The following is a 12,640-nucleotide window of genomic DNA, read 5'->3' on the forward strand; positions in this document are numbered from 1 at the left end:
CCTCAACGGAAGGCGGCATCGGCAGCGCGACGCTCGGCGATCTCGGTTTCGAACCGGTCTCCGATCGCCAGCAGCTGCGGCTTGTTAAGAATATTTTCGCCGCGCTTCTCGAAGTGATACTCGAGGAGGTGCGTCTCGACGATCGAATCCACCGGGCAGCTTTCTTCGCAGAAGCCGCAGAAGATGCACTTGAACAGATCGATGTCGTAGCGGGTAGTACGACGCGAACCGTCCTCGCGCTTGGCCGAGTCGATGGTGATCGCCAGCGCCGGGCACACCGCTTCGCACAGCTTGCAGGCGATGCAACGCTCTTCGCCGTTGGGATAACGGCGTAGCGCATGCACGCCACGGAAGCGCGGCGACTGCGGGAACTTCTCCATCGGATACAGCACGGTGTACTTAGGCTTGAACGTGTATTTCAACGTCAGCCACAAGCCTCCGAGCAGTTCGAGCAGCAGCAAGCTTTTGAAGTAATGGGTGATCTTGTTCATCAATTACACGCCCTTCTGGATCACGCCGTAAAACACCATCAACGCCGTTACTGCGATCCACACGATCGTCAGCGGAATGAACACCTTCCAGCCAAGACGCATGATCTGGTCATAGCGGTAGCGCGGGAAGCTGGCACGGAACCAGATGTAGGCGCTGGCGAAGAAGAACACCTTCATCAACAGCCACGGCCAACCGCCCTTCCACAGCCAATCGATCCACGGCGAGATATCCGGATTGCCCCAAGCCTGCGGCCATGGGCTCAACCAACCGCCAAGGAAGAAGATCGAGATCAGGAAGCTGACCAGGATCATGTTGGCGTATTCGGCCAGGAAGAACAGCGCGAACGCACCGCCCGAGTACTCCACCATGTGGCCGGCAACGATTTCCGATTCGCCTTCCACCACGTCGAACGGCGCGCGATTGGTTTCGGCGACGCCGGACACCCAGTACACGATGAACAACGGAAACAGCGGGATCAGGAACCAATCGCCTAAGCCCGAGCTACCGCCCTGCGCAAACACGATCTGACTCAGGTTGACGCTGCCCGACGCGATCATCACGCCGACCAGCGCAAAGCCCATCGCGATTTCGTAGCTGACTACCTGCGCGGCCGAGCGCATCGCACCCAGAAACGCATATTTGGAGTTGGAGGCCCAACCGGCCAGGATGATGCCGTACACGCCCAGCGAGGTCATCGCCAGCAGATAGAGCAAGCCGACGTTGGCGTTGGACAGCACCAGTTGCGCATCGAACGGCACCACCGACCAGGCCGCGAAGGCCGGCGCCAGCGTCAGTAGCGGCGCGATGATGAACATCGCCTTGTGCGCGCTGCTCGGCTGCACGATCTCCTTGAACAGGAGTTTGAACACGTCGGCGAAGGCCTGAAAGATGCCCATGCCCACGTACATCGGCCCGTGGCGTACGTGCATCCAACCAATCAGCTTGCGCTCCCAGACCACAAAGAACGCCACCGCCACGATTACCGGCACCGCGATCAGCAGGATCTTCAGCACGGTCCACAACACCACGCCGCCATCGCCCAGGCCGACGAACCACTGGTGCAAAGGATTGACCAGATTCAACAGCAATTCGTTCATGCAGCCACCACCGTTACCCGACCGGCACCAAGCGGCGCAGTTGCGCCATGGCCGGATTCGATCCACACCGTCCCCGATGCGACGCGCTTGTCCAGTACCACCGGCAGCGTAGCCTTACCGGCATCGGTGCCAACCTTGACCATCTGACCTGCGCCAATCTGCAACTGCGCTGCCTGCTCTGGATGCATCACTACACACGGCGCGATGTTGAGCGGATGCGACTGCAGTGCAGCGGCACGGCGTACCACTGCGTCGGTGCGATAGATCGCAGCGGTCGCGGCCACTTCCAGCCCCTCGCTCGCAGCCACTGGCTGTGCGGAGGTTGCAGGCGTCACGCTACGGTTCTGCATGCCGGCACGCAGGCCGACCAGATCGATGAATTCGAAACCGGCCAGACCCAGCTCGCCACCAAGTGCGCGCAATACGCGCCAACCTTCGCGCGCTTCCACCGGCAAGCGGCCGGCGGCACGTGCAGTCTGCACGCGACCATCGAGATTGGTCAGCGAGGCATCGATTTCCGGCAAGGCGCCGATCGGCAGAATCACATCGGCCACATCGCGCGTGGAAGCGCAGGCGAACTGGCTGAAGGCGACCACTTTGGCACCGGCCAGCGCGCTGCGGGCAGCGGCGGCATCGGCAAAATCCAGACCCGGCTCGATGCCATACAACACATACGCCTGACGCGGCTGCGCCAGCATGCCGGCAACATCGCGTGCGCTCGGCAATACACCTTGCGAGACCAAACCGACAGCATTGGCGCCCTGCGGAATACGGCACAGCGAAGCGCCAGTTGCAGTAGCGAAGTCACGTGCGGCAGCACGCAATGCGGCAGCCTGCGGATGATTTTCGGCCAATGCGCCGACCACGATCACGGCGCGTGTGGCGCCCTTGACCGCATCGCGCAATGCCGCATCGTCCAGCGCACCAGCCAGCTGCGACGGCGCAACGACCGTACGGCTTGCCTGGGTAAAGGCAAAATCGAAATCGACCGGGTTGACCGAATGGATCTTGGTCCCGTTCTGGATGTTGGCCTTGCGCAGACGCGCATGCAGCAGCGGCAGTTCGTGACGCACGTTGGTGCCGAACAGCACCACCACATCGGCCTGCTCGATCTCGGCCAACGGCGTGGCAAACGCTTCGGCAACCGCAGCATCGGAGAAATCGCGATTGAGCAAACGGTGATCCAGATTGCCGCTGCCCAGGCCTTCGGCCAGACGGGCCAGCAGCGCGCCTTCCTCGTTGGAGGTGGACGGATGCACCAGCACGCCGAGCTGATCTCCAGCGTTGTCACGCAGGATTTGCGTGGCGGCAGCCAGCCCTTCGGCCCAGCTCACCTCGGTCCACTCACCGTTGACCTTCTTCAGCGGCTTGACCGCACGGTCTTCCGAGTACAGGCCCTGATGCGAATAACGATCGCGATCGGACAGCCAGCACTCGTTGACCGCCTCGTTCTCGCGCGGCACGGTACGCAGCACTTCGCCGCGACGCACGTGCAGGAACAGGTTCGAGCCCATCGCATCGTGATAGCCGAGCGATTCGCGCGCCATCAGCTCCCACGGGCGGGCACGGAACTGGAACACCTTGTTGGTCAGCGCGCCGACCGGGCACACGTCGATGACATTGCCGGAAATTTCGGTGGTCAGCGGCTTGCCGTCGTAGGTGCCGATCTGCAGGTTTTCACCGCGATACATGCCACCCAACTCGTAGGTGCCGGCGATGTCTGCGGTGAAGCGCACGCAACGGGTGCACTGGATGCAGCGGGTCATCTCGGTGGCGACCAGCGGACCGATGTCCTCGTCGGGCACCACGCGCTTGCGCTCGTTGAAGCGGCTGACCGAACGGCCATAACCGAGCGAAACGTCCTGCAACTCGCACTCGCCGCCCTGATCGCAGATCGGACAGTCCAGCGGGTGATTGATCAGCAAGAATTCCATCACGCTGCGCTGGTACTTCAGCGCCTTTTCGCTACGCGTGGTGACCTTCATGCCGTCCATCACCGGCGTGGCGCAGGCAGGCGACGGCTTCGGGGATTTTTCGACGTCCACCAGGCACATGCGGCAGTTGGCCGCGATCGGCAGCTTCTCGTGGTAGCAGAAGCGCGGGATCGGGATGCCGGCCTTGTCGGCCGCCTGGATGATCATCGAACCCTTCGGCACCACCAGACTCTGCCCGTCGATTTCGACGGTGACATGGTCCGGTGGCACGTTCGGGTTCACTGGTTGGGCGCTCATGCGGCCACTCCGACGTGCGTGTCGACGATCGAACGACCGTTGACGATGTAGTACTCGAACTCGTCCCAGAACTGGCGCAGGAAGCCTTGAATCGGCCACGCCGCGGCTTCGCCGAACGCACAGATGGTGTGCCCTTCGATCTGGCCGGCAACGGTGCGCAACTGGTGCAGGTCTTCCATCGTGGCCTTGCCGGCGACGATGCGCTCGAGCACGCGGTGCATCCAGCCGGTTCCTTCACGGCACGGGGTGCACTGACCGCAGGATTCCTTGTGGAAGAACTGCGAGATGCGGCAGGCAAAACGCACGCAGCAGACACTGTCGTCCAACACCACGATCGCGCCCGAACCCAACCCGGTACCCAATGCACGCAAGGTGTCGTAATCCATCTGCAGACCAGCGACCTGGTCGGCCTTCAGCACCGGCATCGACACGCCGCCGGGAACAACACCCTTGAGGGTGCGACCCGGACGCAGGCCACCGGCCATTTCCAGCAGTTCGTCGAAGGTGGTGCCGAGCGGCACTTCGAAATTGCCGCCCTTTTGCACGCAGCCGGACACCGAGAAGATCTTCGGGCCGCCGTTCTTGGTCTTGCTCAACCCCAGAAACCATTCCGGGCCGTTGCGAATGATCGCCGGCACCGACGCATAGGTCTCGGTGTTGTTGATGGTGGTCGGCTTGCCGTACAGGCCGAAGTTCGCCGGGAACGGCGGCTTGTAGCGCGGCTGGCCCTTCTTGCCTTCCAGCGATTCCATCAGCGCGGTTTCTTCGCCGCAGATGTAGGCGCCGGCACCCAGCGCACCGTAGATGTCGATATCCACGCCGCTGCCGAGAATGTTCTTGCCCAGCCAGCCGTTGGCATAGGCATCGGCCAGCGCCAGCTCGAAGTTTTCGAACGGCTCGTGGTGGAACTCGCCACGCAGGTAGTTGTAGCCCACGGTCGAACCGGTGGCGTAGCAGGCGATCGCCATGCCCTCCACCACCGAATGCGGGTTGTAACGCAGGATGTCGCGGTCCTTGCAGGTGCCCGGCTCGGATTCGTCCGAGTTGCACAGGATGTACTTCTGCATCGTGCCCTTGGGCATGAACGACCACTTCAAACCAGTCGGAAAGCCCGCGCCACCGCGACCGCGCAGGTTGGACGCCTTGACCATCTCGATGACATCGGCCGGCGCGATCTTCTCTTCGAGGATCTTGCGCAGCGCGGCGTAGCCACCGGTTTTCAGATAGCTTTCGTACGACCACGGGGTGTCGTAGTGCAGCGTCGTATAGACGACCTGATGCGGCAACGGCGCCGGACCGACCGGGCCTGAGGGTGCGTGATGATGTGCCATGTCTTACTCCAGCCCGTCCAGCAGCGCGTCGACCTTCTCTTTCGTCAGGTGCTCGTGGTAATGGCCATTGATGACCATCATCGGCGCTGCAGAGCAGGCCGCCAGGCACTCTTCTTCGCGCTTGAGGTAGACCCGGCCATCGGCCGTCGACTGCCCCAGCTTGCAACCCAGTTTCTTCTCGGCGTGCGCCAGCAGATCCTCGGCGCCGTTGAGCCAGCAGCTGATGTTGGTGCAGAACGCCACGTTGTGGCGGCCGACCTTTTCAGTCTCGAACATCGAGTAGAAGCTGGCGACCTCGTAGGCCCACACCGGCGGCAGTTCCAGATACTTGGCCACGCCGACGATCAACTCATCGGTGAGCCAGCCCTGGTTCTGCTCTTGCGCAGCATGCAGGCCCTGCAGCACCGCCGAACGCTTACGGTCGGGCGGAAACTTGCTCAACCAATGATCGATGTGCGCGCGCGTTTTCTCGCTCAGCACTACCTGCGGATCGACGTCGCGCGCCGCTTCGAAATTACCCGTCGCCTTCATCGGTCAACCTCACCGAAAACCAAATCGTAAGTGCCGATCATCGCCACGACGTCGGCCAGCAAATAGCCACGCACCACCGCGTCCATCGAGGACAGATGCGCAAAGCCCGGCGCGCGCAGATGCAGGCGGAACGGCTTGTTGGCGCCATCGGACATCAGGTAGCAGCCGAACTCGCCCTTGGGTGCTTCGACGGCGCAATACGTCTCGCCGGCCGGCACGCAATAGCCTTCACTGAACAGCTTGAAGTGATGGATCAGCGCTTCCATGTCGTCCTTCATGCCTTCGCGGCTTGGCGGAGCGACCTTGAAATTGGTGACCATGACCGGGCCTGGATTGGCCTTCAGCCAGGTCACGCACTGCTTGATGATGCGGTTGGATTCGCGCATCTCGGCAACACGGACCAGATAGCGGTCGTAGCAGTCGCCGTTGGTGCCGACCGGGATATCGAAATCCACCGCGTCGTACTTGGCATACGGCTGCTTCTTGCGCAGATCCCACTCGATACCGGAGCCACGCAGCATCGGGCCGGTCATGCCCCAGGCACGGGCCAACTCCGGGCTGATGATGCCGACATCGACGGTGCGCTGCTTCCAGATACGGTTATCGGTCAGCAGCGTTTCGTACTCGTCCACGCGCGACGGGAAGGTATTGGTGAAGTCCTCGAGGAAATCCAGCATCGAGCCTTCGCGCGCGGCATTGAGCTTCTTCAGCGCCCCGCCCTTGTGCCAACGCGATTCCTTGTACTTGGGCATGCGATCGGGCAGATCGCGATACACGCCACCGGGGCGATAGTAGGCAGCGTGCATGCGCGCGCCACTGACCGCCTCGTAAACGTCCATCAACTCTTCGCGCTCGCGGAACGCATACAGCATCACCGCCATCGCACCCAGGTCGAGGGCGTTGGAGCCGAGCCACATCAGGTGGTTCTTGATGCGGGTGATTTCATCGAACATTGTGCGGATGTACTGCGCACGTTCGGGCGCTTCGATTCCCATCAAGGACTCGATCGCGCGCACGTAGGCATGCTCGTTGCACATCATCGACACGTAATCCAGACGATCCATGTACGGAACCGACTGGTTGAACGGTTTGGACTCGGCCAGCTTCTCGGTGCCACGGTGCAGCAGGCCGATATGCGGATCGGCACGCACCACGGTTTCGCCGTCCATTTCCAGGATCAAGCGCAACACGCCGTGCGCCGCAGGATGCTGCGGGCCGAAGTTCATCGTGTAATTGCGGATTTCCTGCTTGCTTTCGACAGGATTGCTAGCGAAGGCGGCAGTCGCCTGGTGGAACTCACTCACTTGGCAGTCTCCGACTTGCCCACTTCACCGGCGGCAGTCTCATAACGGGCATCGTCGCGAATCACGCGCGGCACGCCGACACGTGGCTCGACCGAGGTCACCGGCTCGTACACCACGCGCTTTTTCTCTTCGTCGTAACGCACTTCGACGTTGCCGATCAGCGGGAAATCCTTGCGGAACGGATGGCCGACGAATCCGTAGTCGGTCAGGATGCGACGCAGATCCGGGTGACCGTCGAACACGATGCCGAACAGGTCGAAGGCTTCGCGCTCGAACCAGTTCACGCCCGGCCAGATATCGGTCAACGAGGCCACCACCGGCACCTGCTCGTCCGGGGCGTAGCAACGCACGCGCAGACGCTGGTTGTGTTGGTAGGAAATCAGCTGGGCGACGACCGCAAAACGCTGCTTGGGCATGTGCTGCGGGTGGGCGCCATCGGAGCTTTCCTGGCTGGGAAATTCACCCCAGGCGAAACGACCAACCGCCTTGCCTTCGACACCACGACTGAAACCCTGCGACGACACGTCCGCAGTATCCCACTCGTCGCTGCCATAGCCCAGGTGATCGACGCCGCACAGGTCGCTCAACTGCTCGAAACCGAGCTCGTCGCGCAAGACCAGACAGGTAGCGTGCCAATCGGCCGCAGCGACTTCCAGCGTCACTTCGCCGCGCGGCAAGGCGACGGCAATCTGCGCACCGGCGAAACGTGCCGCAAGTCGGTCAGTGAAGGAGGATGCTTGCTCTGCCATGGGGGCTTGGCTGCTCTCGGTAGAAGAAGACGGGTATCAGCGCGCGATCGTCTGGGTACGCCAGATCTTCTTCTGCAGCTGCAAGATGCCGTAGACCAGCGCCTCGGCGGTCGGCGGGCAGCCCGGGACATAGATGTCCACCGGCACGATGCGATCGCAACCGCGCACCACCGAATACGAATAGTGATAGTAGCCGCCGCCGTTGGCGCAGCTGCCCATCGAGATGACCCACTTTGGATCCGGCATCTGGTCGTAGACCTTGCGCAGCGCCGGGGCCATCTTGTTGACCAGCGTGCCGGCCACGATCATTACGTCGGACTGGCGCGGCGACGGGCGAAACACCACGCCGTAACGGTCCAGGTCAAGGCGCGCCGCACCGGCATGCATCATCTCGACTGCGCAGCAGGCCAGACCAAAGGTCATCGGCCACATCGAACCGGTACGCGCCCAATTCAACAGCGCATCGACGCTGGTGGTCACGTAGCCCTTTTCGAGCAACGGGTTCTCGCCTTCCGGGCGCAGGATGTCGTCCAACCGACCTTCCGGCATCGGATTGGTCATCAGACGATCGAGGGTCTGAATCACTCCCATTCCAACGCTCCCTTCTTCCAGACGTAGATAAAACCGAGGAACAACATGCCGACGAACAGCCCCATGGTGACCAACGAACGTGCGCCGATCTCCATGAACACCTGCGTCCACGGCACGATGAAGATGATTTCCAGATCGAACACGATGAACTGGATCGCGATCAGGTAGTAGCGCACGTCGAACTTCATGCGCGCGTCCTCGAATGCCTCGAAGCCACACTCGTACGGCGAGAGCTTGCGTGCATCGGGGCTACGCGGACCGAGGAACCGGCCGATCAACATCAATGTGATGCCGATACCGGTGGCGACGATCAGAAACAGCAGACTCGGCAAATATTCGGCCAGCACAGCGATTCTCTCTTGCCTTTGCCCGCACGCGCCGCGTGCCGGCATGGGGTATAAGCAGGACCCGCGCGTGGTATCGCCACGATGCGTAGGAACTGCAGCCAAACAATGGTGCCCAAGAGGGGACTCGAACCCCTACGACCTAAATCGCTACCACCTCAAGGTAGTGCGTCTACCAATTCCGCCACCTGGGCATACGTTGCGCCGCTGGGCATCCCAGTGCGCAGCGTATTGTAACCGGCTTCAGCGTTTTTGTGCTGGTTCTGAAACGTTTTCTTCGCGTGCCGCAGGCGCTTGTCGCGCCGGTGCGGACTGCGCTGGCGCTGCGGCCGGAACAGCGGCAGGCGACGGCTGCGACGGAGCGGTCGGCACCGCGCCCGCGGCTGGTGCCTGCGGCAACGGCTGAGTCAGCTCGCCGGCGGCGGCCGGTGCCGGGGTGGCCGACTGCGACATCACGCCAAGATTCTGATCGGTGGGACGCGCGCCATGGGTGGCATACCACGCCATGAACAGGCTGATGCTGAAAAACACCACCGCCAGCCATTTGGTCGACTTGGACAGGAAGTTCGACGCACCCTGCGAACCAAACACGGTGCCCGAGGCACCAGCACCGAAACCGGAGCCCGCTGCCGCACCCGCGCCACGCTGCATCAGGATCAGCGCAATCATCGCCAGCGCGACCAGCACGTAGACCACATTGAGGATCAACATCAGCATTTCGAAATCCGTCCCCGGACAAAACTTAATGGGTTAACAAGCGGCCGCCGCGCGTGCGATGGCCAGGAAATCTTCGGCGACCAGTGATGCGCCTCCGACCAGCCCGCCGTCGACATCGGGCTGTGCGAACAGCTCGTTGGCGTTGTCGGGCTTGACACTGCCCCCGTACACGATGGGCAGCGAATCGGCAATTCTAGCATCCGCCTTTGCGACTTCGCCACGCAGGAAGGCATGCACAGCCTGGGCCTGCTCCGGGCTGGCAGTGCGGCCGGTACCAATGGCCCAGATCGGTTCATACGCAAGCACGGCACGCGCAAAGCCTTCGCTGCCGACCAGGGCCAGCACCGGCTCGAGCTGAGCGCGCAGCACTGCCTCGGTCTGGCCCGCTTCGCGCTGCTCCAACGATTCGCCGACGCACAGCACAGGGATCAACCCGGCATGCATGGCGGCCGCGAATTTACGCGCCACCAGCTCACTGCTTTCCTGATGGTACTGGCGACGTTCGGAGTGGCCGACCAGCCCGTACTCGGCGCCGACATCGACCAGCATCGTGGCCGAGACCTCGCCGGTGTAGGCGCCCTTCTCGTTACTGCTGACGTCCTGCGCACCGAAGCACAGGTGATGCTCCTCGAAATCCTCGATCAGATCGCCGAGGTAAGGCAGTGGCGGCAGGATGACGACATCGACACCCTCCAGGGGCATGTGCGCGGCAATCTGGGCCACCAGTTCGGTGGCGAAGGCGCGGCTGCCATGCAGCTTCCAATTTCCGGCAACGAGTTTTCGACGCATCAGGCGCAGGTTCCTGAGTGGAAGACAGGCGACAGAATAGCCCATGCCCTGTCGGCAGCCGGCACACTTCTGTCCATTGCCTGTCCCATCCCCTCTTCAGCAGGAACCTGCCATGTCCGTTTCGCCTGTCTTCGCGCTGGTCACCGGCGCCTCCAGCGGCATCGGCCGCGAGATTGCGCGCGCTTACGCCAGGCGTGGCGTGCCGTTGATCCTGACCGCGCGCCGGGTGGACAGGCTGGAGACACTGGCCGCCGAGTTGAGCGCGTTGGTACAGGTCCACGTGTTGCCGGCCGATCTGGCCGACTCCGCAGCGGTAGAGGCGCTGGTTGTGCAGATCCAGCGTAATGGCTGGACCGTAGGCACCCTGGTCAACAATGCCGGCTACGGTGTGCCGGGCCGCTATCTGCACAACGACTGGGCCACGCATGCGCGTTTTCTGCAGGTGATGGTGGGTGCGGTGTGCGAGCTGACCTGGCGGCTGTTGCCGATGATCCGCGCCAGCGGCCAGGGCCGCATTCTCAACGTGGCCTCGTTTGCCGCGCTGACGCCCAGCGCAGACGGGCAAACGCTGTATGCGGCTAGCAAGAGCTTCCTGCTGCGCTTCAGCGAATCGCTGGCGCTGGAGAACGCCGATTGTGCAGTGAGGGTCTGCGCGCTGTGCCCGGGCTTTGCGTGGTCGGAATTTCACGACATCACTGGCACACGCGAGCAGATGTCCACCCTGCCCCGCTGGGCGTGGCTGCAGGCCGATGCCGTGGCCGAATACGGCATCGAAGCGCTGGAGCGTGGCCAGGTGCTGGCAGTGCCGGGCTGGCGCTATCGCCTGGTCAATGCCGGGTTACGATTACTGCCGCATGCGCTTGCGTTGCGCCTGATGGCGCGAGGATCGCACCGGGTGCGCCCGCTGGATTGAACGTAGCAGATGCGGATGCAGGACGCTTGCCGGACAAATTGCCAGTCACCACGCACAAGATAAAGAACAGGTAGAACGATCGATGCACATCCCGAGAGCGATGAGATTCATTGCAACAAGGCAAGGACAGGCTACCTACCACGACTCGAAGTCACTCTCGCTTCTCGCCGCCGCCTTCATTTTTTTTGCATCACAGCTGATAACCAATGCGACAATATTCCAAGGCGATGCAGGGGCTTACTGGGCGATCAGCTCGGCCATCGTTGATGGCAACTTTCCGCAAACGATCCGAGGCTACTTTTACCCACTTCTCCTGACGCCTTTCAGATTCATCTTCAATCACTCAGAGTCGCTTGGATTATTATCGCTAAAAATCGGGCAAGCGATTGGATACGGCTACCTACTCTCGATTCTATTGCCCGATTTTTACCAGGCGATCCTTGGCGCAAGAACTTCGACATTCAGAAGAATCGTACCATCACTTCTGGTCGCACTGATATTTCCAGGCCTGATTGCGTACCCGCTCAGCGACGCCCCATCATTTGGATTGATGGCTACAGCATTGCACCTTTCGCTAAAAGCAATCAGATCACACTCATTGATTCTGCTACTGGCTGCAGGACTGTTGGCGTACTTTGCGTACAACACCAGAACAATTTACATGTTCTCCTTCATTGCCTTGATATCGATTGTCTTCATTTTTTCTGCAAAGAACATCTCCCACAAGGCAATCGCCGTAGCATGCTTTCTTTTGGGCTCGGCCGTTGGCGCAATCCCTCAAATGGCAATCAACCATCACTACCATGGCACGGCCTCGCCACTGGTCGTCACGGACAAGGACGGAAAATCGCTTTTTGTCAGACAATTGACATGGGGCATGGTCGTGGACAAATACGAGACCTACATTGATCCGGGCACGCATCAGGCGACACCGGTGTTCTATGCAAATGATGAGGGAGCTTCGATCCTGCAGAACGAAGGAGGATTTACCGAGAACCAGTCATTCCCTCGGATATTCAAGATGATGTCCGAGCATCCTATTGCCTTCGTAAAGATCTACATCCGCCATGTCGCACTGGCGCTGGATGCCAGAGATGGCGACGTCTACACAAATCTCCCCTCTTCTGAAAAAAGCACCCACTCACTCTTCTTCCTGATCATCGCCTGCCTTGGACTGACACGTCTGGCTGCATCACTCCTGGCTCAGGACAAAAATCGCAAAACCGCAGAGAATCTTCTCTACCTTTCGGTGCTTGCCTTACCCTGCATAGCAGTCATCCCCGGCGCTATAGAAACGCGATTCTTTTTGCCAATCTATTGCATTTCCTACTGCGCACTCGCATTTGAGAGCATTAAACATAAAAAAGTCGTCGGCCAGCTCATCTGCGCAGCAATTCTTGTAACGTGCATCTTCTGCTTTGCAGAAACTTCGATGCAGTCCCCAAACTACACCAGGCCCGAATCTTATCTGGCCAGTCCGTCGAAACCAACATGACCTGAATCATCTTGAGATCAATCTGACGCATGCGCGAAAGATCAGATTGCGAGCTC

13 protein-coding genes and 1 tRNA gene are annotated in these 12,640 nt (G+C 61.0%); 2 read left to right on the forward strand and 12 right to left on the reverse strand.

The features are described from left to right. Positions 1–2: 2 nt before the first annotated feature. From nuoI to tpiA, 12 genes are all read right to left on the reverse strand, one after another. Complete coding sequence (gene nuoI, locus XcyCFBP4188_RS08150) at positions 3–491, reverse strand: NADH-quinone oxidoreductase subunit NuoI (RefSeq protein ID WP_006450559.1); 489 nt, start codon at positions 489–491, stop codon at positions 3–5. A gap of 3 nt (positions 492–494) precedes the next feature. Next, the gene (nuoH, locus tag XcyCFBP4188_RS08155; protein WP_074057135.1) at positions 495–1,589 is read right to left on the reverse strand and encodes an NADH-quinone oxidoreductase subunit NuoH; all 1,095 of its coding nucleotides are present in this window, start codon (positions 1,587–1,589) and stop codon (positions 495–497) included. Beyond that, a complete protein-coding gene (gene nuoG, locus XcyCFBP4188_RS08160) occupies positions 1,586–3,820 on the reverse strand; it encodes an NADH-quinone oxidoreductase subunit NuoG (protein ID WP_104591909.1) in 2,235 nt (744 codons plus the stop codon). The genes nuoH and nuoG overlap by 4 nt, the downstream gene beginning before the upstream one ends. Then, complete coding sequence (gene nuoF / locus XcyCFBP4188_RS08165) at positions 3,817–5,151, reverse strand: NADH-quinone oxidoreductase subunit NuoF (RefSeq protein ID WP_023904457.1); 1,335 nt, start codon at positions 5,149–5,151, stop codon at positions 3,817–3,819. Before nuoF ends, nuoG begins: the two co-directional genes overlap by 4 nt. Positions 5,152–5,154: 3 nt before the next feature. Beyond that, positions 5,155–5,682, reverse strand: a complete 528-nt coding sequence (gene nuoE / locus XcyCFBP4188_RS08170; RefSeq protein ID WP_006450563.1) for an NADH-quinone oxidoreductase subunit NuoE — start codon at positions 5,680–5,682, stop codon at positions 5,155–5,157. After that, entirely contained in the window at positions 5,679–6,986 is a 1,308-nt protein-coding gene (locus XcyCFBP4188_RS08175; protein ID WP_006450564.1) for an NADH-quinone oxidoreductase subunit D, read from the reverse strand. The genes nuoE and XcyCFBP4188_RS08175 overlap by 4 nt, the downstream gene beginning before the upstream one ends. Then, a complete protein-coding gene (locus tag XcyCFBP4188_RS08180) occupies positions 6,983–7,735 on the reverse strand; it encodes an NADH-quinone oxidoreductase subunit C (protein WP_006450565.1) in 753 nt (250 codons plus the stop codon). The genes XcyCFBP4188_RS08175 and XcyCFBP4188_RS08180 overlap by 4 nt, the downstream gene beginning before the upstream one ends. A 36-nt stretch (positions 7,736–7,771) precedes the next feature. After that, complete coding sequence (locus tag XcyCFBP4188_RS08185; RefSeq protein WP_006450566.1) at positions 7,772–8,326, reverse strand: NuoB/complex I 20 kDa subunit family protein; 555 nt, start codon at positions 8,324–8,326, stop codon at positions 7,772–7,774. Beyond that, positions 8,317–8,673 carry an NADH-quinone oxidoreductase subunit A gene (locus XcyCFBP4188_RS08190; protein WP_006450567.1) on the reverse strand — a complete coding sequence of 119 codons (357 nt, stop codon included), beginning with the start codon at positions 8,671–8,673 and terminating at the stop codon, positions 8,317–8,319. The genes XcyCFBP4188_RS08185 and XcyCFBP4188_RS08190 overlap by 10 nt, the downstream gene beginning before the upstream one ends. 106 nt (positions 8,674–8,779) lie before the next feature. Beyond that, positions 8,780–8,864, reverse strand: a tRNA-Leu gene (locus tag XcyCFBP4188_RS08195). Between the two features lie 49 nt (positions 8,865–8,913). Further along, on the reverse strand, positions 8,914–9,387 hold the full coding sequence (gene secG / locus XcyCFBP4188_RS08200; protein WP_006450568.1) for a preprotein translocase subunit SecG: 474 nt from the start codon (positions 9,385–9,387) through the stop codon (positions 8,914–8,916). A gap of 33 nt (positions 9,388–9,420) precedes the next feature. Continuing rightward, positions 9,421–10,176 carry a triose-phosphate isomerase gene (tpiA, locus tag XcyCFBP4188_RS08205; RefSeq protein WP_006450569.1) on the reverse strand — a complete coding sequence of 252 codons (756 nt, stop codon included), beginning with the start codon at positions 10,174–10,176 and terminating at the stop codon, positions 9,421–9,423. A gap of 112 nt (positions 10,177–10,288) precedes the next feature. On the opposite strand from tpiA, the gene XcyCFBP4188_RS08210 reads away from it, so the two are divergent. After that, the gene (locus XcyCFBP4188_RS08210) at positions 10,289–11,089 is read left to right on the forward strand and encodes an SDR family NAD(P)-dependent oxidoreductase (RefSeq protein ID WP_006450570.1); all 801 of its coding nucleotides are present in this window, start codon (positions 10,289–10,291) and stop codon (positions 11,087–11,089) included. A gap of 82 nt (positions 11,090–11,171) precedes the next feature. Continuing rightward, entirely contained in the window at positions 11,172–12,584 is a 1,413-nt protein-coding gene (locus XcyCFBP4188_RS08215; RefSeq protein ID WP_006450571.1) for a hypothetical protein, read from the forward strand. Positions 12,585–12,640: the final 56 nt, after the last annotated feature.

The sequence above is a fragment of the Xanthomonas hortorum pv. cynarae genome (genome assembly GCF_002939985.1).
Classification (GTDB): domain Bacteria; phylum Pseudomonadota; class Gammaproteobacteria; order Xanthomonadales; family Xanthomonadaceae; genus Xanthomonas; species Xanthomonas hortorum_D.